The sequence below is a fragment of the Bacillus cereus group sp. BfR-BA-01523 genome (assembly GCF_022662615.1).
Classification (GTDB): Bacteria; Bacillota; Bacilli; order Bacillales; family Bacillaceae_G; genus Bacillus_A; species Bacillus_A mycoides.
On the sequence record NZ_JAKUDX010000003.1, the window covers coordinates 1 to 25,176 of the forward strand.

The window sequence follows — 25,176 nt, forward strand, 5'->3', positions numbered from 1 at the left end:
CCCACCCCGACCTGTACCCACTGTACTTCTTGGTGAGCCTGTGATCTCTTTATCATCTGGACCTCAAGGCGTTCAAGGTAACACAGGTGCTACCGGTTCCACTGGACCTCAAGGTATTCAAGGTAATACAGGTGCCACTGGACCTCAAGGCGTTCAAGGTAACACGGGTGCTACCGGACCTCAAGGTGCTCAAGGTAACACAGGTGCGACTGGTATAGGAGTTACCGGACCTACCGGACCTTCTGGTGGGCCTACTGGACCTACTGGACCTCAAGGTATTCAAGGTAACACAGGTGCTACCGGACCTCAAGGTGTTCAAGGTAACACGGGTGCTACCGGACCTCAAGGTGCTCAAGGTAACACGGGTGCTACCGGACCTCAAGGTGTTCAAGGTAACACAGGTGCGACTGGACCTCAAGGTGTTCAAGGACCAACGGGTGCGACTGGTATAGGAGTTACCGGACCTACTGGACCTAGCTTCCCAGTAGCAACAATCGTTGTAACAAACAACATCCAACAAACAGTAATCCAATTTAATAACTTTATTTTTAGTACTGCAATTAACGTAAACAATATTATCTTTAACGGCACAAATACAGTTACTGTTATTAACGCTGGTATTTATGTAATTAGCGTATCTATTTCTACAACTGCGCCAGGATGCGCTCCATTTGGAGTAGGAATTTCAATTAATGGAGCAGTTGCTACTGACAACTTCTCTTCAAATCTAATAGGCGACTCACTTTCATTTACTACAATCGAAACATTAGCTGCTGGAGCAAACATTTCTGTCCAATCTACTCTTAACGAGATTACGATCCCAGCAACAGGAAACACTAACATTCGTCTTACTGTATTTAGAATCGCTTAAATTTCACTATTTATTGTTTATGACAAATAAAAAAAAAGAGCGAGAAACTCGCTCTTTTTTTTTTATGTACAATAATTCATTACTACTCTAATTCAATTGAAACATTTTTTTGTGGTACAAATGTAGAAATTGCATGTTTATAAATAAGCTGTTGCTTACCTTCTGTTTCCAGCAGGACTGTAAAATTATCAAATCCTTTAATTAATCCACGAAGCTGGAAACCATTTAATAAGTACAGCGTAACGAACGTATTCTCTTTACGGAGTTGATTTAAAAACTGATCTTGAATATTGATTGATTGCTTCATGTCGAATCCTCCTCTTTTTCTCTACTTACTATTATTCGACTTTAGTTGTAGCTTTCCTTCTATGTATCGTAAAATTTCTGACGTTTTTTCACCATCAGTAACATCGAACCACGTGACATCCATCTTATTACGGAACCACGTTAATTGACGTTTTGCATAACGGCGTGAATTCGTCTTTAATTGTGATACCGCTTCTTCTAAAGATACACGATTCTCAAAATAATCATATATCTCTTTATAACCAATCGCTTGAATGGATTGACAATCTCGCACTCCTCTTTCATGTAAACCTTTTACTTCTTCTAATAAACCTTGTTCAATCATTAGGTTAACACGTAAGTTAATGCGATCGTATAGCATTTCTCGATCCATTGTCAAGCCAATTAATGAAACATCGTAGAGTAACTCATTTTCTTGTTTTTCGAGCTGGTTACTCATTTTTTCACTGGTCGTGTGAAAAATTTCTAACGCCCGAATAACACGCCTTACATTATTGGCATGAATACGCTCCGCACTTTCTGGATCTACTTCTTGCAACTTTTTATGTACATATTCCACACCGTGTTCTAATGCTAACTTTTCCATCTGTTCTCGGTATGTAGCGTCCCCAGCCTCATCTGTAAACTGGTAATCGAATAGAACAGATTGTATATAGAGACCGGTTCCACCAACAATAATTGGTAATTTCCCGCGCTCTGTAATTTCTCGAATGCACTTACGGACACTTTCTTGAAATTCCGCCACAGAAAATGAATCTTCCGGATCTTTTATATCAATCATATAATGTGGAATTCCGTCCATCTCATCTGTCGTCACCTTTGCAGTCCCGATATCCATCGTACGATAAATTTGCATGGAATCACCACTAATAATCTCACCATTCAACGCTTTTGCAAGATCGATACTTAATTTCGTCTTTCCGACAGCAGTTGGCCCAATGATGACAGCAACTTTTTCACGTTGCACTTCTCCCATATCATTCAACTCTCTTTATGTAATATACTCCATCTATTGATTATACCCAATCTTACCAATTTTAACGGCATGATTGCAAGTTCTTTGAATCCAGTACATGAAATTACACAAAAAAAGAGCATAGCTTGTCCAATTCTGCATATACATGATAAAAAATAGCTCGGAGAGGGTGCAATGACTATGAAACAAGCGACTATCGATTTTCCATTATTAATAAAAGACCTTATTTTAGCTACTGCTACAAAAGAACAAAATTGTTCACAAGAAGAATTATACTTCGCACTAAATTGTTTACTACGTTCCTTTCATTCTACTCTTCAAGAAACAACGTTACATCCAGAAAATAAAAATACAGAGTATATGCAAACTCAATTTTGCACCGCGTATAAAATTATTACAGGTAAAACAATTTACCCTTTTCAATAATTCTTATATAAAAAAAGCGGCCGCTTAGACATTTTTAAGCAGCCGTTTTTTATTTTAATAAATTATTTTATAACTTTCACTTTAACGGATTTACGACCCCAACTATCAGCAGTGCTATCTGAACCAACTAAAACATCAATACGGTTTCCTTTAATCGCGCCACCAGTATCTCCAGCAATTGCTTCTCCATATCCTTCCACCCACACTTTTGATCCGAGAGGAATTACTTTCGGATCAACAGCAATAACTTTCATATTTGGATTCGCTGTTAAATCATGCCCCATCGCAGTTAACACACGACCACCATATGTGCCATTTTCACTCGGGTGAGCTGTGTAAGCTGTCGCTTCTACTGTTATTTCACGACCAGCAGGTTCACTTGTTTCAGTAGGTTTTGCCACTGGCTTAGTTGCCGGCTTCGCTTGCGCTACTGGTTTACTTGATGCTCCACTTTTAACTGATTCTTTTCCATTAACTGCCGTATCATTTTTAGCCGGCGCTTTCTCCTTAACTGATGTATCATTTTTAACCGCCGTTTTCACCTTAGTTGGCGCTTCATCTTGAGCTGGAACTTCTTTTCTTTCAATAACAGGTGCTGTACCTGTTAAAAATGGTATGTGAACATACGCCGCTTTCCCGCCATATTCGAATTGTAACCATTCGTTTTGTACTTGATTTGTCGTTTCAATCAAGTCATCTTTTTTAAGCGTGCCAAGAATTTCTGAATCAGTATTCGCTCCAGCACGAATGTTTAATACGTTTGCTGTTACATAATAAGAACTTTTCGTAAACTCAGCACTTACAAAAGCTTCTTTACCATCTAATTTAATTTTGGACCATCCGTTTTCTGTATTTATAACATCTAATTTATTTCCACTTAACATTTTACCTACAAGTTTTGATTCTACAGTTGGGTTTTCTCTAACGTTTAATACATCTGTTGTTACAATCGTTTCCGCTTTAGCAGAACCTGCAAAAATCCCAAGACCAAAAACTGCTGCTGTTGCTATACCTAATAATTTTTTCATGAATAGCCTCCATTTGCTTTGTTTTCGTGTTCTCATTATAGCAACAGTTTTTTGTAGAATTTCGAAAATCACACAATTACAAAGCATTCGTAATAAACGATTAATGATTTGTAACATAAATTTCCATATTTAAAAATTGTATTTCTACCAAAATTAGCAATAGTTTTCATATATTTCTCACAAATTAGTATAAGAATTTTTTTCCAGAAAAAATTACAGTATTACTTTTTTGTTACAAAAAAATCACTTTTCATTACATCTTTTACCAAAATCCATCATAATCCAATTATTAAATTACTTTTTGTAACGAAAAAGGAACAACTCCTATTAGCTGTCCCTTTTTATCTTTTATTTAACTTTCTTCTTCCAAACACCTATCATAATAGCTGAAACAATCGTCCCAATTAATATAGAGAAAATGTATAGCAACGGTTTATTCACTAATGCGATAACAAACAATCCACCATGCGGTGCCGGCAATGTAATTTGGAATAACATAGATAAGGCACCCGCGATACTTGAACCAACAACACAGCTTACTATTACTCGAACCGGATCGGCAGCTGCAAATGGAATCGCACCTTCTGTAATAAACGATGCTCCCATAATATAATTTGTTAAACCAGATTTACGTTCTGCTTCTGTAAATTTTGTTTTAAAGAATGTGGTTGCGAATGCAATCGCAAGTGGCGGTACCATACCACCAGCCATAACTGCTGAGTGCACTCCAAAATTCTGTGCTTCTATTGCAGCAATACCAAATGTAAATGCCGCTTTATTAATTGGACCACCCATATCAATTGCCATCATACCACCTAAAATAAGTCCTAATAATATAGCATTCGTACCACTCAAACCATTTAACCATCCTGTTAACATTTCATTTAATGCTACAACAGGCGGATTTACTACTTTTTGCATAACAACTCCTGTAATCAACAATCCAAAGACTGGATATAACAAAACAGGTTTAATTCCTTCTAACTGTACTGGTAATCCTGAAAATAATCTTTTCAATCCTAAAACAACATATCCAGCTAAGAAACCAGCAATTAATCCACCTAAAAATCCCGCATTCGCTTGTGCTGCTAAAAAACCACCGACAACGCCAGGCATAAAACCAGGTCGATCAGCAATAGAACTTGCAATAAATCCAGCTAAAATTGGTACAAGGAATAAAAAGGCTCCTTTTTCTCCACCGCCAATATTCATTAATATTTCAGCAATAGGACCTTCCGCCTTAATTCCACCGAACATAAATGCTAATGCAATTAAAATTCCGCCACCAACAACGAATGGAAGCATATTACTTACACCGCTCATTAAATGCTTATAAATTCCTAGCCCTTTTTCTTTCTCTACATTTTCTGCCTTCCCATCCTCTTTTACACCTTTAAAGATTGGTGCATCTTGTTTTATAGCTCGATTAAGAAGGATTTCAGTTTTTCTAATCCCGTCGGCGACTGGTACTTGAATGACATGCTTCCCAGCAAAACGATTCATTTCTACTTGTTTATCTGCAGCTACAATAATAGCCGTTGCGCGTTCAATGTCCTCTTTCGTTAAATCGTTTTTAACACCTGTTGATCCATTCGTTTCAACTTTAATCGCTATTCCTAACTCTGCTGCTTTTGCTTTTAAACTATCCGCAGCCATATATGTGTGAGCGATACCAGTTGGACAAGCTGTAACAGCTAATACGTATGGCTCATTCCCTTCCGGCTTTGCTACTTCAACTTCGTCTTCTTTTTCATTCTCTTTTTCATCAAATAAACGAAGTAGCTCATCCTCATCCTTTGCTTCTAATAATTGCTTACGAAACCCTTCATCCATTAATAATGTAGAAAGACGAGACAACGTTTCTAAATGCGTATTATTCGCGCCTTCGCTTGCAGCAATCATAAAAAACAGATGTGCAGGCTGTCCATCAAGCGACTCATAGTTGATACCGCTTACACTTCTACCAAAACAAATCGATGGTTGTTTAACAGCATTCGTCTTCGCATGAGGTATAGCAATACCTTCACCAATTCCAGTTGTACTTTGTGACTCCCGCTTTAGAATAGCTTCTTTAAATTCAGCTTTACTATTTAGACGATTAGCACCATTTAATTTCTCAACTAATTCATCTATGACAGCTTCTTTATTTGAAGCTGTCAAATTCATAATGACTGTATCCCTTTTTAATAGTTCTGTAATTTTCATATGTTGCTTCCCCCTATCGCTTAGCTACAATTACTTGCGACAATAATTCTTCTACTTTTTCCTTTGTACATAAATCCGCCGAAAATGCTGTTGCACTTCCTGTTGCAACACCATATTGAAATGCTTTTTCAATATCTTTTGTCTGTTCATATTTACCTACAAATCCAGCAACGAGAGAATCTCCTGCCCCAACCGAATTAATAACAACACCTTTTGGAACAGTTGCTTCATATATACCTTGTGCCGTAAATAATAAAGCTCCATCTCCTGCCATTGATACGATAACGTGCTCTACACCTTGTTCGATTAATTTTCTTCCATACGGTAAAATGTCTTCTACTGTTGAAAGCTCCACTCCGAATAACTCACCAAGTTCATGATGATTTGGCTTTATTAAAAATGGCTTATTTTTAGTTACATGCTGCAGTGCACTTCCACTTGCATCTACTACTACACGAATACCTTTTTCGGCTCCAAACGCTGCGATTGATTCATAAAAGGTATTTGGAATAGAAGCTGGTACACTTCCAGCTAGTACAACACAATCTCCAGATTGCATACTTTCGATTTTTTTCATCAATTGTTCAAATTGCTCATTTGTCACAATAGGACCCTGTCCATTTAACTCCGTTTCTTCTTGCCCTTTTATTTTCACATTAATTCGAGAATCTCCACCTACTTGGACGAAGTTTGTTGTTACACCTTCATCATGTAATACACCTTTAATAAATTGACCGGTAAATCCACCCGTAAATCCAAGCGCTACATTTTCGACACCTAAACGATGAAGAACGCGAGAAACATTAATCCCTTTCCCTCCAGGAAACTTTATATCTTTCTCTGCTCGATTTACTGTTCCTAAATCGAAAGAATTAACTTGTACTACATAATCAATAGATGGGTTTAAAGTAACTGTATAGATCATTGTTTATCAGCCTCAATCACATTTGTTTGTCTTCTATATTTTTCTAAATCAATTTCTAAATGGTTTGTAATAATACTTGCATCTTCAACATTTGCAATTTTTGCAAATGCAACTTCTGAAAACTTACTTTCATCAATTAAGAAATATCCTTCATTTGCTAATGTTAATGCCAGTTGCTTCAAGAGCGCTTCTTCTGGATCTGGTGTTGTAAAACCAAGCTGTTCGTGTACACCATTCGCTCCTAAAAAAGATTTATCGAAGCGATACTTCTGCATACTTTCCTGTGCCATAGCACCAATTAAAGCTTTCGTCCTACTCTTCATCATCCCGCCTAGTAAATACGCACGAATATTATTTTCAACTAAAGCTTCAATATGCATAAGTCCATTCGTTACGACAGTAACATCTTTGTTTATTAAAAATGGAATCATTTCAAATGTTGTACTTCCTGCATCTAAATAAACGCAATCACCTTGTTCAACAATGCTAGCGGCATACTTGGCAATTTGTTGTTTTATTTGAATGTTTTTGGATGATTTTTCAACCATCGTTGGCTCTTGTCCTTTTCCTGTTAAAACAGAGGCACCACCATGAACTCTTTTTAATAACCTTTGCTTTTCCAATTGCGCTAAATCACGACGAATTGTTGATTCAGAGCTTTCTGTTCTTTCCACTAATTGCTGTAATTTAACAACCTTCTGCTCTTTTACAAGTTGCAATATCATTTGATGACGTTCAGGAGTTAACATTTTATTCACCTCTTCTTTGATTACAGTATAATGAAAACGATCACAAAAATCAACCATAAACATTCATAAATAATCAAAACCAGTCACAAACGGTTATAGACAACAAAAAAGAAACCCATTTGATTGTTATATCAAATGGGTTTCTTTTTTCGATTCACTTATAAAGAAGCTTTATATATACTTAAAACATCGTCTTTATTTAATTTTTTAAAGTTACCGAATTCACCATAAGCCATCGCTTTATCCGCCATTAAGTCAATTTCACTTTCTCTAATAGAGTAATCAGCTAATGTTACTGGAGCTTCAATTGAAGTCCAAAATTGACGTAACACCTCAATTCCCTCTAATGCAACCTCTTTATCTGTCTTCCCATCTGTTTCTACATCGAATACACGAATAGCGAACTGTTTAAAGCGACTCACATTTTCATCTATAACATGCTTCATCCAATTTGGGAATAGAATCGCGAGTCCGCCCCCATGCGGTATGTCATGAACAGCAGAAACTGCATGCTCAATATTATGAGTTGCCCAGTCTCCTTTTACTCCCATCGCTAAAATGCCGTTTAACGCCATAGTACCGCAATATAAAATTGTTTCCCTATGCTCATAATTTTCTAGATCACTTAAAAGCTTAGGAGCTGTTTCAATTACTGTTCTTAAAACAGATTCACAATAACGATCTTGTAGTTCTGTATTTGTTCCATGGTGGAAATATTGCTCTAATACGTGCGACATAATATCTACCATACCGTAAATTGTTTGATCCCTCGGCACAGACGCAGTATGAACTGGATCTAAAATCGAAAACTGCGGGAAAGTAACTGGGCTACCCCAGCCATATTTTTCATTCGTTTCCCAGTTTGTAATGACAGAACCAGCATTCATTTCAGAACCTGTTGCCGCAAGAGTGAGTACAGTACCGAACGGTAACGCCTCGCTAGCAAATGATTTTTTCGTTACAATATCCCATACATCTCCATCATATTTACTACCAGCAGCAATCGCCTTCGTACAGTCGATTACACTTCCTCCGCCAACCGCTAAAATAAATTCGACTCCATTGTCTTTACAAATTTGAATCCCTTTTTTTACTGTTGATAAACGAGGATTCGGTTCAACTCCTGTCAACTCAAATACTTCCGCATTTATATCCTTTAAAATAGAAATCACATTATCATAAATACCATTTCTTTTAATGCTGCCTCCCCCGTATACGAGAAGAACTTTTTTACCGAACTGTGGAATTTCAGTTTTCAACTGTTCTAATTGACCTTTACCGAAAATAATTTTCGTTGGATTACGAAATACAAAATTTTGCATATTTCTTTACCATCCCTTCTATATGAAAAGCAACTATACTTTTGTATACCATATTTTTTTCATTTCACAAAAATATTTGCCTAACAAAAAAATCCCAGCCTACAGGCTGAGATTTTTTTATTGGTAATAAGGTGAGATCATTAAGTAAACAATAACACCAGATAAACTTACATATAACCAAATTGGCATCGTCCAACGTACAATTTTACGATGACGTGTTAATTGATTTGTAAAACCAAATACAAGTGCAAACAATGCAAGTGGTACAATAATAGCCGCCAGGATAATATGTGTAATTAAAATAATGAAGTACACATATTTAATGAATCCTTCCCCACCAAAATGTGTTGCCGGCGCCAAGTAATGATACGATAAATAAGAAACACAAAATAGCAACGTCGTTGTAAATGCTGCTAGGATGAAACCACGGTGCATTTTCACATTCTTCTTAATAATAGAGTATAAAGCTGCTAATAAGAATACGAACGTAAAGCTATTAAAAATTGCATTTAACATTGGTAAAATTGTTACATCAAAATGTACTTCTCCTTCATAGCCAACAGGTCCAAAGAACAAAAATAAAATAATCGCATTTACAATTACAGAAAGCGTTATCACAATAGGAGCATAGCTTTTCTGATTCGTTGATTGATCCACCAAAATGGTCACTCCTCTTCCTTCAAATATGTATACGTAACCTCACTATTTTAACATATTATTCACAGTGTAAATGTGACAATAGTTTGACACAGTAAGACAAAGCAAAGAAAAAAATCCTTCTTAATAAAACTTCTTAAGAAGGATTTTATCGCTTTATTATTTAAATAGCAATGTAATTAGTTTTTGTTAAAAAACGTACTGCTATACGCTTGATATATTTCAGACACTTGATATCCCATTAATGAAATTGCTGTTAATGAAAAGAAACCAATCATAAGAAATCGAAACCACATATAAATCTCCTCCTTGTATTTAGCTTAAAAAGCAGTCGCTATATTACAAGTTGAGTGGCACTCTTCATCGTCACTTTCCTTTTTCTTTACAATTGCTGTTATAAATCGAATCATAAAGAAAATCACAAAAGGAAATTGTTCATAATTTACCTTGGCATAGTTTGGCAACGGCTCGCGCTGCACATCGAACGGAGATGAGAAGGAATAGAACATACCTTGCTCTTCCATATATACAATTACAATTTTCATACAAAACATTATTCCTAGAAATGAAACAATATCTTGCCATTCTGTCGTATATAAAAAGTTATACAGCTCTAATACGTACTCTTCCATCGTCATCCCCCCTTCCTTTTTTACCATTTTGCTCGCCTTCATATAAAAAGTCAAGAAAAAAGTTTATATTCACTATGACAATAGTAATTACTTGTTTCTATGATTATATATGATTCTTTTATAGCAATGATTGGGTGTAACTCTCTTCTAAAACAAGAAATTAGAATCGAACAGATTCCTCATTCTTACTTTTAGGATTCAACAATGTACTATTTTTATTTCTATTAAAAATAAAATAAGAAATTATTATAAGAACAGTAACAAGCATTGTTAAAAGCGCTTGTGAACGTAAAGATTCAATTGCGAGCATGGCAACTAAAACTGCTATAATCGCAGCAATTGTAACATATGTTACATATGGAAAAAGCCACATTTTCACTTTCAAATTTTGTTGTTCCGCTTTCCCCATTTTTTTACGTATCTTGAAATGTGAAACTGCTATAACGAGATAAACGAGTAACGCAATCCCGCCAGATGCATTCACTAAAAATAAAAATACTTTATCTGGAGATATGTAACTAAAAACAACTCCAATGTAAGCAAAGAAAGTTCCAAATAAAACCGCCCGAACTGGAACACCACTACTATTCAATTTCAAAAATGCCTTTGGCGCATCTCCTCTTTCTGCCATTGAAAAAAGCATTCTTGAGTTCGTATATAAACCCGAATTTAAACAAGAAAGTACAGCTGTTAAAACGATAAAATTCATAATTTGCGCTGCCGCTGGTATCCCTATATGTTCCAGTACCGCCACAAATGGGCTTTTTAGTATGTTCGCCGAATTCCACGGAAGGAGTGTAACAACTACAGCGATCGATCCAATGAAAAATACGAAAATACGCCAAATTACACTATTTGTTGCTGTTTTGACTGCCTTTACAGGTTCGGCAGACTCTCCAGCGGCCACTGCAACAATCTCAGATCCCATAAATGAAAATATAACGACGGTGATTCCAAGTAACACCGAACTTATACCATTTGGCATAAATCCTCCTTGACCTACCAGATTCGAAGTGCCAGGCGCTTCCGTTCCTGGTACAAATCCTAAAATAACAGCTAGTCCAAGACAAAGGAACAAAACAATACTTATTACTTTAATAAATGAAAACCAATATTCAAATTCTCCAAATGATTTCACCGAGAAAACATTCGTCAACGTTAATAAAATCGTTAATATTAAGCTTAATAACCAGAGTGGGATTTCTGGAATCCAGTATTGAATAATACCAGCACCTGCTGTAGCTTCTATTGCAATAACAATTACCCAGAAAAACCAATATAGCCACCCAATTGTATAACCTGCCCATGGACCAATTGCCTCTCTTGCATATGTTGCAAATGAACCACTTGTCGGATTAATAGCTGCCATTTCTCCTAGCATTCTCATAACGAAAATAACTAGAAGTCCTGCTAATGCATATGAAACGATAGAACCTGGACCTGCTGAATGCACAACCGCACCACTTCCAACAAACAAACCAGCTCCTATTACGCCACCAATGGAAATCATTGTAATGTGGCGTATTTTGAGGTCTTTCTTAAGATTTTTATCCAACTCTTGTACATCCCCTTCCAAACTTAATTTTGAAATTTACCCCGCATTAACGGGCAGTAAGATCCCCACCTCAAAATTCAGCGGAAGCAAAGAAGTTAGGCGGGAATCTACTGCCCGTAAAAGCCCGATTGGTGAGGGCTGATAATCAGCGGGGATGAACACCCCCCACTGATTAAAGTTTCACTTTATGTAAGAGTACTATGTGAAAAATCTTATCCTATACTTTAAAATATATCAAAATATTCTGAATTTAACAATCGCAATTCGACCTCCTTCAAAAATTATTTCATTAGGTTTAATAATTTCCCATACACAATTGTTGAGAAAATTATAGTCACCTTACAAGAGAAAGAATTTTCAGATATCATTAAATAAACAAGATTATACATCTAGACAACTTTTTGTATAGGAGTGTTGATATGTTAAACAAGTTCAAATTCATTTGTTGTACTTTAGTAATTTTCTTACTGCTACCGCTAGCTCCCTTTCAAGCACAAGCAGCAAACAATTTAGGATCAAAATTACTCGTTGGATACTGGCATAACTTTGATAACGGTACTGGCATTATTAAATTAAGAGACGTTTCACCAAAATGGGATGTACTCAATGTATCTTTCGGTGAAACTGGTGGTGATCGTTCCACTGTTGAATTTTCTCCTGTGTATGGTACAGATGCAGAATTCAAATCAGATATTGCTTATTTAAAAAGTAAAGGAAAGAAAGTAGTTCTTTCAATAGGTGGACAAAATGGGGTCGTTTTACTTCCTGATAATGCCGCTAAGCAACGTTTTATTAATTCTATACAATCTCTAATTGATAAATACGGTTTTGATGGAATAGATATTGACCTTGAATCAGGAATTTACTTAAACGGTAATGACACTAATTTCAAAAACCCAACGACTCCTCAAATCGTAAATCTTATTTCGGCTATTCGGACAATCTCAGATCATTATGGTCCAAATTTTCTATTAAGCATGGCTCCTGAAACAGCTTATGTTCAAGGCGGCTATAGCGCATATGGAAGCATCTGGGGTGCATATTTACCGATTATTTACGGAGTGAAAGACAAATTAACATACATTCACGTTCAACACTACAACGCTGGTAGCGGGATTGGAATGGACGGTAATAACTACAATCAAGGTACTGCAGACTACGAAGTCGCTATGGCAGATATGCTCTTACATGGTTTTCCTGTAGGTGGTAATGCAAATAACATTTTCCCGCCTCTTCGTTCGGATCAAGTCATGATAGGACTTCCTGCAGCACCAGCGGCCGCTCCAAGTGGCGGATATATTTCTCCAACTGAAATGAAAAAAGCTTTAGATTATATCATTAAAGGAATTCCTTTCGGAGGAAAGTATAAACTTTCAAGTCAGAGTGGCTATCCTGCATTCCGTGGCCTAATGTCTTGGTCTATTAATTGGGATGCAAAAAACAACTTTGAATTCTCTAATAACTATAGAACATATTTTGATAGTCTTTCCTTGCAAAAATAATAAAAAACAACAATAGGTTTTATATGACCTATTGTTGTTTTTTATTTATGTAAATTACTTTTTCACTTCTACATGATGAAGAAATTCTTTTCCATCTCTTGAATAACTATTCACAAGACTTAAAAGCAACTTCCCACCAACCAACATCGCACGTTCATCAAAATCGAATTGAGGATGATGGTGTGGATATGTTGCCCCTATTTCTTCATTACCGGCACCTGTGAAGAAAAATGCTCCTGGAACATGTTCTAAGTAGTATGCAAAATCTTCTCCGCCCATAATAGGTGGTACTTCCATGACCCTTTCTTTGCCAAGATCGTGTTCCGCGACCGTCATAAAATGACGTGTTTCAGCTACATGATTTATTAATATTGGATAGCCTCGTTTATATTGAATATTAACTTCAGCATGAAGGGACTGACAAATCCCCTCAACAACTCGTCTAAATTCCTTCTCCATATATTCTCTCACTTCAGGATCTAACGTTCGAATGGTTCCTGTAAACGTAGCAGTATCCGCAATAATATTATCGGCTTGCCCGGCATGGAATGTACCAACTGTTAAAACTGCTGATTGAAGTGGATCGACTTTTCTACTCACTAAAAGTTGCAACTGATTAATAACTTGTGTTGCAACGATAATAGCATCTACAGTATGATGTGGCATACCGCCGTGACCGCCTCGCCCTTGAATCTTCACTTCAAAAGTATCAGCTGCCGCCATCATTGCTCCAGCTTTCGTTCCAACAATTCCTAAAGGCATCTGAGAAGATAAATGTGTACCAAAAACAACATCTACTCCTTCTAAACAACCATCCTCAATCATGGCAATTGCTCCGCCAGGTTCTTTCTCTTCTGCATGTTGATGAATAAGGACTATTTTTCCTGAAAGTTGGTCTCTGTTATCACTTAATATTTTTGCAACTCCTAAAAGTGTTGCTGTATGTCCATCATGGCCACAAGCGTGCATTACACCAGGAACCTTTGATTTATATGAAACTTTCTTTTCATCTTGAATAGGTAGTGCATCAAAATCAGCACGTAGCGCCATCGTCTTCCCAGGTATTCCACCTTCAATTACGCCGATTACCCCTCTTCCCCCGACATCTGTTTTCACATCAATATGAAAACTTTTTAAAATTCCAGCTATTTTTTTCGGTGTTTCTATTTCTTGAAACGATAGCTCTGGGTATTGATGAAAATCTCTTCGCCACGAAACCATTTGATTGTATAAACTTTCCAATTCTTTATGCCATGTTTCTATCATAGAAATTCCCCTTTCTTTTTAACAGTTTAAATAAAAAATACATAATATTCTGTATTTAATCAATAAAAAAAGAGAACTTTCTTTAAAAGTACTCTTAATTCTTCAAAATATTAAACGTTCTACTTCAGTCACTACTTTGCTTCAATACAAATAGTGAAAGTTCCGGTACACTCAAAAATCTAACAGGCATTCGGGTTGTCCCAATACCACGATTTACGTATAAATGTAACAGCTTACTCTTCCCTTCTAATTCATACATACCTTCAACATGACTCTCAGCTAGTTTTGTAGTAATTAAAGGACCTACAAAAGGAATTTGAACTTGTCCTCCGTGACTATGTCCTGACATTTGAAAATCGACTGGATAACGAGATACTTTATCTACAACATCCGGCTCATGTATTAATAGCATATTGAAATCTTGTTGTCTTAAGTTTTTTAAAGTCGAGTCTATTTGTGGCTTCCCTAATAAAAAATCATCCAAACCTGATATTGTAATATACTTGCCGTTTTCCCCTTTAATTTTCTGCACTTCATTTACTAACACAGAAAAACCTGCTTCCTCCATATACTTTTTGTAAAATAAACTACCACCCCCACCTCTATCATGATTCCCAAACACAGCATATTTTCCTAGGGGAGCTTTAATTTTCTGCAAAATAACCTTTGCTTCTTCTCTTTCCGCACTATAGGATCCAAACTTATCTATTAAATCTCCTGTAAAAACTACTATATCTGGATGTAATTCATTCATCTTCTCCACCAAATTTTCTAGTTGTTTCAATGTAAAATCTGGTCCTAAATGTACATCTGAGAACTGCAATATTTTTTTATTATTAAACTCTTTAGGAATTGTAGGAGCTTCTATTTCATTCCACGTAACTGTTACTAGTCTTCTTTCTATTTCAGTCGCATAGAAATACAAACTTACTGGTATCATTATTATACTTATGAAACTAATAATAAATATCTTTACGATTGATTTTTTTCGTTCTTTTTTTACATGATGCGTATTCATGTTTTCACCTCTAAAATCACTTTAAATCCTTATTGTTACATTAATGTGACAACATGAACAATGTTCGTTATATCCAATTTCATCCCCACTCACTTTGACAAATTTATACAGAAGTCATATCATATTTTTATCATACATAGATTCTTTAAAATGTTTCTTCTATTCATTCTATTAAGGAGAGGTTATTCATGTCTGTATTTACACCAGAAGAAATTACGGAACTTGCTGCTAATTCTGGAAGAAAAAAAGCTCATTTATCATTGCTCCCTATGCTAATTCTCGGTTTTTTTGGTGGTGCTTTCATAGCATTAGGATATTTACTTGATATCCATGTTATCGGAACAATGCCAAAATCTTGGGGATCATTTACTAGCTTTTTAGGTGCTGCCGTATTCCCTATCGGTCTTATACTCGTTATCCTTGCAGGCGGTGAATTAGTAACTGGCAACATGATGACCGTTTCAATGGCATGGCTTCACAAAAAAATCGACTTATTTCACTTCATACGAAATTTAGTTATTGTTACGTTTAGCAACTTCATAGGTGCTATATTCGTCGCTTATTTTTTTGGTCATATCGTCGGCTTAACGGAGGGAGCTTTTTTAGCAAAAACAGTTTCTATTGCACAAGCTAAACTACAAGATACACCACTGCAAGCCTTCATTTCTGCAATCGGGTGTAATTGGCTCGTTTGTTTAGCTGTTTGGCTCAGTATGGGAAGTAAAGAATTTATCGGAAAGATTGTCGGTATTTGGTTCCCTGTTATGACTTTTGTTGCGATTGGATTTCAACACGTTGTAGCCAATATGTTTGTCATCCCAGCTGCAATTTTTTCTGGTCATTTAACTTGGGTTGAATATTTTCCAAACTTCATTTTTGTTTTCTTCGGAAACTTAGTAGGGGGTATGTTATTTGTAGCATTACCTTATTTCATATCTTATAATAAGAAACTACCTTCCAATAAAGAGCAAACTGTATTAAAGAAAAAATCTGTATCCGCTTAAATTGAATGTCTATAAATTGGTCCTAAAAAATATTACAAATTTCATTTTTTTTGCGAATATACGTACGTACACTTGTTCTCGAATGTTTTATACGTTATAATAACAACTTAAATAGCATTATTTACATATGAGGTGAAAAACATGAATAAGACAGAATTAATTAAAAACGTAGCACAAAACGCTGAGATTTCTCAAAAAGAAGCTACTGTAGTTTTACAAACTGTAGTAGAATCAATCACTAACTCTTTAGCTGCTGGCGAAAAAGTACAACTTATCGGATTCGGTACATTCGAAGTTCGTGAAAGAGCTGCTCGTACAGGCCGTAACCCACAAACGGGTGAAGAAATGCAAATCGCAGCTTCTAAAGTACCTGCTTTTAAAGCTGGTAAAGAACTAAAAGAAGCTGTAAAATAATGAAAAATAGCCTTCTCATTTATGAGAAGGCTGTTTTTTTCATGACATAATTAGTAAAAATTTGACCATTATGCTGCTTATTTTGTTCCTTTATGCAAATAAAACCTTTGCTTTCAAAGAAAGGTTTTGCTGTAATACTCGCCTCTGTATATATATCCCTATGCTGCAAGTTCACTGCTTCTTTTTCTAACTTCTGTAGTATGTATGATGCTATCCTTTTTCCTTGATAATCTTTATGCGTAAATAAGCGATCTACGTAATGCTCATCATTATAATCCCCAAATCCCACTATCACACCTTTATAATCAGCAACGTAACAAATATTCTTTTCTAAAGACTGTAGCCATCTCTCTCTATCTAGTCGCTCTGGGGCCCACGCCTGTAGCTGTAACTCGTTATAATCTTTTGCATTCACCGTATGAACCGTTTCATAGAACAATTGTAATACTTGCTCTAAATCCTCCTTCTGGAATGTTCTAATTTTAATATCTTTAAACATATGTAAAACTCCTTATCAAACTAACTCTTTTATTTCGGTTATCCGGATAATTATTTCGTGTTTATTTTCGAAACAGTTTCTTCCACTATATATGATTCTACTTCTGCTCTTTCTATATTATATCGACTTTTCCTTCTAAACGAACAATAAACAATACTCATACAAAGTATTGTTTATTGTAAAAAAGCATATTAAATTCGCTTTATAGCTGAAAGTGTTTAAGATTTCAATTTAACTCTTTGTAATCTTAATGCATTTAATACGACTGATACAGAGCTAAATGCCATTGCTGCACCTGCAACCCAAGGAGCTAAGAAACCGAGCGCCGCAATTGGAATTCCTAGGCCGTTATAAGCTAACGCCCAGAATAGATTTTGCTTAATATTTCTAATCGTCATTTTACTCATAAAAATTGCATCAGCAATACTATTTAAATCACCACGGATTAACGTAATGTCTGCCGCTTCCATCGCTACATCCGTACCTGTTCCAATTGCCATACCGATATCCGCCGTAGCAAGTGCAGGAGCATCATTTATTCCATCTCCAACCATTGCTACTTTCTTACCTTGCGCTTGAAGTTTTTTCACTTCTTCTGCTTTTCCTTCAGGTAATACTTCTGCAATTACGTGATCAATACCAACTTGCTTAGCGATTTCCTGAGCAGTTTGTGTATTATCTCCTGTAATCATAACAACGTCTAGACCCATTTTCTTAAGTCTTGTGATAGCTGCTTTTGAAGTATCTTTTACAGTATCTGCAACGGCAACTATACCAGCATATTCTTTATTGATCGCAATAAGCATTGCTGTTTTTCCTTCTCGTTCTAGCGCTTCCATCGATTTAGAAACTTCTTCAATATCAATATCGAATTTCTTCATTAGTCGACGTGTACCAATTAATAATTGTTTCCCTTCTACGACTGATTCGATACCGAATCCTGGAATCGCTTCAAACGTTTCTGAACTTGGGATATCAATTTTCTTTTCTTTAATTCCTTCTACAATCGCTTCTGCAAGTGGATGTTCAGAATTTTTTTCTGCCGCACCTACTAAACGTAGTATTTCTTCTTCATGGAATCCATCTGCTACAATTACATCTGTTAAAACAGGCTTCCCGTTTGTCACAGTACCTGTTTTATCTAGAATAACTGTATCTAATCGGTGCGTTGCTTCTAAATGCTCTCCACCTTTAAATAAAATACCGTATTCAGCTGACCTTCCTGATCCCGCCATAATAGATGTAGGTGTTGCAAGACCTAATGCACACGGACAAGCGATAACAAGTACTGCTATCATTTTCTCAAGTGCTCCGCCAAAATCACCAGGTGTAACAAATAGCATCCACACCGCAAATGTAATAATAGCAATTACAACTACAACAGGTACGAAAATACCTGAAATTTGATCTGCTACCCTTTGAATAGGAGCTTTTGAACCTTGAGCCTCTTCTACTACTTTAATAATTTGAGCTAATGCAGTATCTCTTCCTACCTTAGTTGCTTTAACTTTTAAAAATCCATTTTTATTCATTGTAGAGCCAATTACTACATCCCCAATTGTTTTATCAACAGGAATACTCTCGCCTGTTAACATCGATTCATCTATCGCTGATTTTCCTTCTACAATTTCTCCATCTACTGGGATTTTTTCACCGGGTTTAACATAGACAACATCACCAGCTACCACTTCTTCGATTAAAATTTTCATCTCTGTTCCATCTCGCACAACTGTGGCAGTTTTCGCTTGTAGTCCCATCAACTTTTTAATAGCTTCTGATGAACGCCCTTTTGCTCTCGCCTCAAATAATTTACCTAAAATAATTAAAGTAATAAGTACCGCACTCGTTTCAAAATATAAATCTGTCATATGTTCTGAAGAACCAATCGACCTAATACTTAAATACACACTATAGAAATAAGCTGCGGACGTTCCAAGTGCCACAAGAACATCCATGTTTGCACTTTTATTACGTAACGCTTTATAAGCCCCAACATAAAACTGGCCTCCAATTATAAACTGTACTGGAGTTGCAAGAGCTAGCTGCACCCAAGGGTTCATAAGCATATCAGGTAAATAAATAAATGATGTAAATGAGAAATGACTTACCATTGCCCACAGTAACGGGAATGATAAAATAAACGAAATGATAAATTTCTTCTTTTGTCGTTCAATTTCTTGTAAGCGATGATCAGTTGATCCATCTTGCTCATCTGATTTCACTTCCAATTTATATCCTAATTTCGTGATTGCACTCTTCATTTCATTTACATTAATTTCATCAGGATTAAAATCTACTGTAGCTGATTCCAAAGCGAAATTTACTGTCGCTCCGTTCACACCTTCTAACTTATTTAAACGCTTTTCTACTCTATTCGCACATGCTGCGCATGTCATCCCTGAAACAGTAAACTCAGCCTTATCACTTACAATTCCATATCCTAGCGACTCAACTTTTTCCTTAAATTGTTGTGGATTTGTTTTATGGGGATCATACATTATTTTTGTTTTTTCAAGTGCAAAATTTACATTTGCATCATGAACACCTTCTACTTTTTTCAGGCCTTTTTCAATTCTATTTGCACAGGCTGCACATGTCATGCCTGATATTTGGAGATTGGCCTCTTTTTGTTCATTCATGTCTCTCACCTCTATATACCCTTATAAGGTATAATTTTTAGCAAAATAAATCGTACTCCATATAAAGTACGATTTATTTCTATATTAAAAATTATTATTGAATTTCATAGCCTTGATCTTCAATTACAGCAACGATATCTTTTAACGTTACAACTGATGAGTCGATAGTAACTTCAACAGTTCCTTCTGCTAATTGAACTTTTACTTGTTCAACGCCGTTTAGTTCTTTCACATTACTTTCAATAGAATTTACACAATGCCCACAAGACATACCCTCAACTTTTAATGTTAACTGTTCCATTTAAAATCCTCCTCTTGTTTATTCATTGTTTATTAATCACAACTACATCTTACCATACCCCCCTAAGGTAATCAATGGTTTTGTATCATGATTTTTATTTTTTTCTAAAATCTTTATTTTTTTGCTCCAATTATGAATTTATATATCTTCTCCTATATAAACAAAAGCCAAGCTAGTCAAATACTAGCTTGGCTTTTATGCTTTTGAAAAACGTTCAAATACTGTCATTAATTCTTCAATTGCTTCGTCACCATTACCATTTTTAATAGCTCCTGAAACACAATGACTCGTATGATTTTTTAAGACACCCATTCCTACTTTTTTCATCGCTGCATTAATCGCAGAAATTTGAACTAAAATATCCACGCAATAACGATCATTTTCAATCATATTTTGAATACCACGGACTTGGCCTTCAATTCTCTTTAATCTATTTATAATTTGTTCTTTTTCTTTTTCTGATCTATGTGTTACTGATTCATGGTCCTTATGATCCATATTATCACCTTCTTAAAGTTTCTCTTCATCCAATAAAACAATTGCTTTTATGAGTATACCAATTATATCATCAAATATCTATGTAGGATACCCCATATGAGTATATTTTCGCTTTATGATTATTCTTAACACATCATTAGCTTCTCAGTCTCAATTAATATGATACCCTTTCTTTTTTTCAAAAAAACAATAATAAGCAGGGATTGTCCATCCCCGCTTATTATTCATCCACAAATATAAAAGTCTCAATTTTCACACGTGTAAATTGAGACTTTTTTCTTCCTATATATAATTATTGCTGATCACATACTTTTGTATCATTCACTACTGAAGTTCCTTCAACGGTTACCGTATGAAAACAGTCATTTACACGAACTGTCACAACATTATCTTGCCGATCAATGATATGGTATTCATTAAAATTTTTATTCAGAGCACTGCGAATTTGTTCTCCTTCATAAATTGGAATGCCATGTGATAAAACCCAAATAAACCCAGCGATAGCAAGAATAGTTTTCATACGATCTACCTCCTTGAGAATATAGTGAACTTTTAATCCATGCTTTTTCAGCTCTACTAATCATGAATGGAATGAATCAAGCCTTTTTGGAAATAAGTTCATTTCGTCTATTTTATGTTTATGCTAATTGTGACCGAATTGTGACAACTTTTTGTCTATTTAGACGAAAAGTTGAAACAAAACTTTCAAAAAGGACAATTCTACTTATAAAAAAAGGTTATGGAATGTTTCATCCATAACCTTTTTTCAGCCCTATTCTACAACTCATCCACCGTACTCCATGTGATTTTTGTAGAGTTATTTTATTTTTATTCATCGCCATCAAAACAAAATCTTGAAAAAACTTCCCACACGAGTTCATTTCTACTACTTACCCGAGTCTTTTCAAAAATGGATTTTAAATGATCTTGTACCGTGTATATAGATATACAAAGTTCATGGGCCAATTCCTTTGTCGACATACCTGTAAGAATTTTACGTATTACTTGCTTCTCACGTGTTGTAAAACTATACACTTCCGTAATAAGCGGAAAGATTTCTCCCGGTCTTGCTCTTTCGAATAGAACAACATAACCACCCTGAAAACTACTTGTACGTTCTAACTTACTGGCCCGAATGATTAAAAAATGTCCATAGGCTAAAGGTATACAAACTTTTTCTTCTCTATTCATACAACCTACATTATATTCGTTAGCCTTTACTTTCGAACAAACCGCACGTATTGGCCTTGGTATTTCTTTTATATTTAACTGTTCATACTTTCTAAGATTTGAGAGCCAATCGCTGCCATCTTGATTCCAATATAATAAATTAAAATCCTCACTTAATATAATCGTGCCTGTCCCTATTACCTTCTCTTCTGAAAAAGGTTTAGGAAATGCCTTTTTTAAAGCCTCTCCAGCAATCGGGACTACCGTTGCCAAATACTTACAATCATCTATATGAAAAGCGGGACTTGTACTCCCTCGAAATAAACTAAGATGCCCAAAACAGTTCCCCTTACTCATACAAACGCCCCTTAATTCATCTCCAAAACTTGCTGGTTTTAAAATATTTCGGTATCTAGAGCTTTTCTTTTGTTCACCATTTGTCACCATACTAAGAGAAGCAACATGAGGATAGTGTTCTGATAAATATTTAAATTTATTAAAATCATCTTCTAGAAATTCATTCATAAACAATTGTGGATGAATCTTTTCAACACTTTCATCCGTAAATGCCCCAGTAGATAAAAAAGAAATTGGGTCTATAGCTGTAAAACAAGCGGCGTCAAAATCAATGACTTTACGTATTAAGTGGAGAAATGACTCTTGAAATGTCCTTATAGAACTTATACGATTCGCTACCATTGTAATTTCTTTCGTTATTTTTTCATACATCCTCTTCCCCCCAGATTTACGGGATTGTTGCCCTTCATAATTTCATTCCATAATAAACCTATAACACACATACTTAGGAGGTTAAAAATGAATTGGAATGATACTACCGTAAATTCATATGAACAAAGAATTCCATGTAAAATCCCAGGCTACTACAACCTATATGAAATGATGAATCATTTCTTGTTTACTACACTCCCTAAAGAAAATATGAATCCAAATTTTCTAGTTATAGGTGCTGGTGGTGGACAAGAAATTCTCTCAATAGGCAAACAAAATAGCAACTTATCTTTTACAGGTGTTGATCCATCTGAAAGCATGCTACAGCTAGCTAAAAAAAGAATTGAAAGCGAAGGCATACAAAATCAAATTCACTTTGTACATGGAACTGTCCATTCATTATTAACCAATCCATTATTTGACGCTGCTACTTGTATGCTTGTTCTTCATTTCATCCCAACTATTAAGGAGAAAAAAGAGCTTCTTAATGAAATTAGTAGTCGCTTAAAACCTGGTGCTCCATTCTTTCTCTCTACAATAAATGGTGTACCCCATACAAGTATGTTTTCTGCACAATTGAATGCTTGGCGCAACCACATGATGCAAAATCAAATTCCATTAGAAGATTGGAACCGATTTGAAAATTCTTTTGAAACAGAAATATTTCCTATTTCCGAAACGAATCTACTAGCTGTCATGGAGGAATGTGGATTTACTCAAATCAATCGCTTTTTCACAAGCTTTTTAATTGATGGATACGTAGCAATAAAACAATAATGAAAAAAGGTAAGCAATTGCTTACCTTTTTTCATATACGTCTTCTACACTTGACTAATAAATCTCAATCCTTTACTTAAAGAAGTCGGCACAACAGATGCATGATTCTCCCCTTCAGCTTCATAAAACATAAATCTAAACTGATCGTGTTTTACTTGGAGAAGGCGCTCTGACAATTCGTTTGCCCCTACAACCATATGCTCTCGTTCCAATGACCCAACTGTAAGGAATACTCCCGTTTCAACTTTAGCATTGTTTAATTCATTTATAAGATTCTTTTCTTTTTCAAGCACCGATTGGTTATTCCACCAAATAGATGGACTACTTATAAAATAATTTTGAAAGGCATTTACGTTTGTGAATAGTATATGTAAAGCAAATAGACCACCTAAAGAATGTCCAAATAACGTTTGCTTTCCTTTATCAATCTCAAATTTTTTTTCAATTTGTGGTTTCAATTCTTCTTCAATAAAAGTAAAGAAATTATGTGCTCCCCCTGTTTTAGGCCACGGTTTACCGTCCGGTTTTAACGGGGCATCTTTTGAAATTACGACAGGTGTAAGATCATAACATCTTTCTTCTCCTGAAAATGCGCCTTCAATTGGATAACCAATACCTACTATAATTGCTGGTGACACACCTGTTTTTTCTGCTCTTACCGATTGTATTTTAATAGCTTCATGGAACGTTTGGAAAAAGGCGTTCCCATCTAATACATATATAATAGGATAACCAGAATCCGGTGCTGGCTGCTTCGGTTTTGAAATATGAATTTGATACTCACGATTCTCTAATGTCGAATACATTTTCCACTGTTCGGTATTAGATACAATAATTTGTTGTTTTTCAATAGCAGTATTCATTATGCACATCCCCCCTTAACTCGTTACATACATCTCTACTTTTTCCTCTTGAAATACACTATCATAACCGAAGCAAACGGGAGCTCCGTTATATGGATCTATCATGACACGCGCATCGATATGAAATACTTCTTTTAGCACCTCGTTTGTAATAATTTCTATAGGACTACCAGTTGTAATAATGTTTCCTTCTTTCATTGCGATAATTTCATCTGAAAATCTAGCTGCGTGGTTAATATCATGTAATACCATTACGACCGTACAATTATGTTCTTTATTCAGTTTCTCAACGATTTGCAGTACATCTAATTGGTGTGACATATCAAGGTATGTCGTTGGCTCATCTAATAATAAAACTTCCGTCTCTTGCGCTAAGGCCATTGCTAGCCATACTTTTTGTCTTTGTCCACCTGATAAATTCGCAATTTGTCTCGTTCGAAACGCTGATGTTTTGGTAATATCTAATGCCCAATCAATCATTTCTTTATCTTTTGAAGTTAACTTATTCACGTTATTACGATGTGGATAACGCCCATAAGAAACCAACTCTTCTACCTTAATCTCTCCCGGGGCAATCGGATTTTGCGGAAGCAAAGCTAACTGTTTCGCGATTTCTTTCGTTGAAATCGTATTTAAATCTTGTCCTTGTAAATATACTTTACCACTTTTTTGTTTTAAAATTCTTCCCATCGTTTTTAATAATGTCGATTTTCCGCATCCATTTGGACCTATAATTGTCGTTACTTTTCCCTTTTGTATTTCCACATTTAAATCGCGAAACACTGTAAGTTTTTCATAATTTGCTTCCAAGTTTTTTGCACTTAAAATATTCACTTGTGTTTCC

The 25,176-nt window shown here is 35.5% G+C and carries 26 protein-coding genes; 6 read left to right on the forward strand and 20 right to left on the reverse strand.

Annotated elements, in window-relative coordinates:
- Positions 1-871, forward strand: an 871-nt coding sequence (locus tag MR066_RS08345) for a Gly-Xaa-Xaa repeat protein (protein ID WP_242246765.1), incomplete at its 5' end; no start/stop codon positions are given.
- A gap of 82 nt (positions 872-953) precedes the next feature.
- On the opposite strand, the gene hfq is transcribed toward MR066_RS08345, so the two are convergent.
- Both hfq and miaA read right to left on the reverse strand, forming a co-directional pair.
- Positions 954-1,178 (reverse strand): RNA chaperone Hfq, encoded by a 225-nt coding sequence (hfq, locus tag MR066_RS08350; protein WP_000813896.1) that lies wholly within the window; start codon positions 1,176-1,178, stop codon positions 954-956.
- A gap of 21 nt (positions 1,179-1,199) precedes the next feature.
- On the reverse strand, positions 1,200-2,153 hold the full coding sequence (gene miaA / locus MR066_RS08355) for a tRNA (adenosine(37)-N6)-dimethylallyltransferase MiaA (protein WP_242246767.1): 954 nt from the start codon (positions 2,151-2,153) through the stop codon (positions 1,200-1,202).
- A 180-nt stretch (positions 2,154-2,333) separates the two neighbouring features.
- Between miaA and MR066_RS08360 the strand changes: the two genes are divergently transcribed.
- Positions 2,334-2,579: a hypothetical protein gene (locus MR066_RS08360; protein ID WP_002014695.1), complete on the forward strand. Its 246-nt coding sequence runs from the start codon at positions 2,334-2,336 to the stop codon at positions 2,577-2,579.
- Between the two features lie 62 nt (positions 2,580-2,641).
- Here the strand turns inward: MR066_RS08360 and MR066_RS08365 are convergent, their stop codons facing one another.
- From MR066_RS08365 to gabP, 8 genes are all read right to left on the reverse strand, one after another.
- Positions 2,642-3,607 carry a 3D domain-containing protein gene (locus tag MR066_RS08365; RefSeq protein WP_078185574.1) on the reverse strand — a complete coding sequence of 322 codons (966 nt, stop codon included), beginning with the start codon at positions 3,605-3,607 and terminating at the stop codon, positions 2,642-2,644.
- A gap of 348 nt (positions 3,608-3,955) precedes the next feature.
- The gene (locus MR066_RS08370; protein ID WP_242246769.1) at positions 3,956-5,812 is read right to left on the reverse strand and encodes a PTS fructose transporter subunit IIABC; all 1,857 of its coding nucleotides are present in this window, start codon (positions 5,810-5,812) and stop codon (positions 3,956-3,958) included.
- A gap of 13 nt (positions 5,813-5,825) precedes the next feature.
- Positions 5,826-6,737 carry a 1-phosphofructokinase gene (pfkB, locus tag MR066_RS08375; RefSeq protein ID WP_242246771.1) on the reverse strand — a complete coding sequence of 304 codons (912 nt, stop codon included), beginning with the start codon at positions 6,735-6,737 and terminating at the stop codon, positions 5,826-5,828.
- Complete coding sequence (locus MR066_RS08380) at positions 6,734-7,486, reverse strand: DeoR/GlpR family DNA-binding transcription regulator (RefSeq protein WP_219303363.1); 753 nt, start codon at positions 7,484-7,486, stop codon at positions 6,734-6,736. The genes pfkB and MR066_RS08380 overlap by 4 nt, the downstream gene beginning before the upstream one ends.
- A gap of 158 nt (positions 7,487-7,644) precedes the next feature.
- Entirely contained in the window at positions 7,645-8,808 is a 1,164-nt protein-coding gene (locus MR066_RS08385; protein WP_242246773.1) for an iron-containing alcohol dehydrogenase, read from the reverse strand.
- Positions 8,809-8,925: 117 nt separating this feature from the next.
- Positions 8,926-9,468: a DUF420 domain-containing protein gene (locus MR066_RS08390; RefSeq protein ID WP_000228316.1), complete on the reverse strand. Its 543-nt coding sequence runs from the start codon at positions 9,466-9,468 to the stop codon at positions 8,926-8,928.
- A gap of 317 nt (positions 9,469-9,785) precedes the next feature.
- A complete protein-coding gene (locus MR066_RS08395) occupies positions 9,786-10,124 on the reverse strand; it encodes a hypothetical protein (protein ID WP_078175321.1) in 339 nt (112 codons plus the stop codon).
- 133 nt (positions 10,125-10,257) lie between these two features.
- Positions 10,258-11,652: a GABA permease gene (gene gabP / locus MR066_RS08400; protein WP_242246775.1), complete on the reverse strand. Its 1,395-nt coding sequence runs from the start codon at positions 11,650-11,652 to the stop codon at positions 10,258-10,260.
- A 419-nt stretch (positions 11,653-12,071) separates the two neighbouring features.
- On the opposite strand from gabP, the gene MR066_RS08405 reads away from it, so the two are divergent.
- Entirely contained in the window at positions 12,072-13,154 is a 1,083-nt protein-coding gene (locus MR066_RS08405) for a chitinase (protein ID WP_002128633.1), read from the forward strand.
- Positions 13,155-13,208: 54 nt separating this feature from the next.
- On the opposite strand, the gene MR066_RS08410 is transcribed toward MR066_RS08405, so the two are convergent.
- Positions 13,209-14,420 carry a M20 metallopeptidase family protein gene (locus MR066_RS08410; protein ID WP_002033660.1) on the reverse strand — a complete coding sequence of 404 codons (1,212 nt, stop codon included), beginning with the start codon at positions 14,418-14,420 and terminating at the stop codon, positions 13,209-13,211.
- Between the two features lie 124 nt (positions 14,421-14,544).
- Positions 14,545-15,438, reverse strand: a complete 894-nt coding sequence (locus MR066_RS08415) for a metallophosphoesterase (RefSeq protein WP_088039980.1) — start codon at positions 15,436-15,438, stop codon at positions 14,545-14,547.
- A 188-nt stretch (positions 15,439-15,626) separates the two neighbouring features.
- Here MR066_RS08415 and MR066_RS08420 point away from each other — a divergent pair, with 188 nt between their 5' ends.
- Positions 15,627-16,442 (forward strand): formate/nitrite transporter family protein, encoded by an 816-nt coding sequence (locus MR066_RS08420; RefSeq protein WP_242246777.1) that lies wholly within the window; start codon positions 15,627-15,629, stop codon positions 16,440-16,442.
- A gap of 141 nt (positions 16,443-16,583) precedes the next feature.
- Positions 16,584-16,856, forward strand: a complete 273-nt coding sequence (locus MR066_RS08425) for an HU family DNA-binding protein (RefSeq protein ID WP_002033657.1) — start codon at positions 16,584-16,586, stop codon at positions 16,854-16,856.
- Positions 16,857-16,875: 19 nt separating this feature from the next.
- On the opposite strand, the gene MR066_RS08430 is transcribed toward MR066_RS08425, so the two are convergent.
- The 6 genes from MR066_RS08430 to MR066_RS08455 form a co-directional block, all read right to left on the reverse strand.
- Positions 16,876-17,355, reverse strand: a complete 480-nt coding sequence (locus MR066_RS08430) for a GNAT family N-acetyltransferase (protein ID WP_242246785.1) — start codon at positions 17,353-17,355, stop codon at positions 16,876-16,878.
- Positions 17,356-17,573: 218 nt separating this feature from the next.
- Entirely contained in the window at positions 17,574-19,994 is a 2,421-nt protein-coding gene (locus tag MR066_RS08435) for a heavy metal translocating P-type ATPase (protein WP_242246794.1), read from the reverse strand.
- Positions 19,995-20,088: 94 nt separating this feature from the next.
- Positions 20,089-20,295: a copper chaperone CopZ gene (copZ, locus tag MR066_RS08440; RefSeq protein WP_002033654.1), complete on the reverse strand. Its 207-nt coding sequence runs from the start codon at positions 20,293-20,295 to the stop codon at positions 20,089-20,091.
- Positions 20,296-20,490: 195 nt separating this feature from the next.
- Positions 20,491-20,793, reverse strand: a complete 303-nt coding sequence (locus MR066_RS08445) for a metal-sensing transcriptional repressor (protein WP_002014668.1) — start codon at positions 20,791-20,793, stop codon at positions 20,491-20,493.
- 292 nt (positions 20,794-21,085) lie between these two features.
- Positions 21,086-21,313 carry a hypothetical protein gene (locus MR066_RS08450; RefSeq protein WP_002014667.1) on the reverse strand — a complete coding sequence of 76 codons (228 nt, stop codon included), beginning with the start codon at positions 21,311-21,313 and terminating at the stop codon, positions 21,086-21,088.
- 308 nt (positions 21,314-21,621) lie between these two features.
- On the reverse strand, positions 21,622-22,692 hold the full coding sequence (locus tag MR066_RS08455) for a helix-turn-helix transcriptional regulator (RefSeq protein ID WP_242246797.1): 1,071 nt from the start codon (positions 22,690-22,692) through the stop codon (positions 21,622-21,624).
- Positions 22,693-22,779: 87 nt separating this feature from the next.
- Between MR066_RS08455 and MR066_RS08460 the strand changes: the two genes are divergently transcribed.
- On the forward strand, positions 22,780-23,469 hold the full coding sequence (locus tag MR066_RS08460) for a class I SAM-dependent methyltransferase (protein WP_215586752.1): 690 nt from the start codon (positions 22,780-22,782) through the stop codon (positions 23,467-23,469).
- A gap of 44 nt (positions 23,470-23,513) precedes the next feature.
- Here MR066_RS08460 and MR066_RS08465 read toward each other — a convergent pair whose 3' ends face one another.
- Together MR066_RS08465 and MR066_RS08470 are read right to left on the reverse strand one after the other, a co-directional pair.
- Complete coding sequence (locus MR066_RS08465) at positions 23,514-24,332, reverse strand: alpha/beta hydrolase (RefSeq protein ID WP_061688526.1); 819 nt, start codon at positions 24,330-24,332, stop codon at positions 23,514-23,516.
- 15 nt (positions 24,333-24,347) lie between these two features.
- Positions 24,348-25,166 carry an ABC transporter ATP-binding protein gene (locus tag MR066_RS08470; RefSeq protein WP_061688527.1) on the reverse strand — a complete coding sequence of 273 codons (819 nt, stop codon included), beginning with the start codon at positions 25,164-25,166 and terminating at the stop codon, positions 24,348-24,350.
- Positions 25,167-25,176 lie beyond the last annotated feature (10 nt).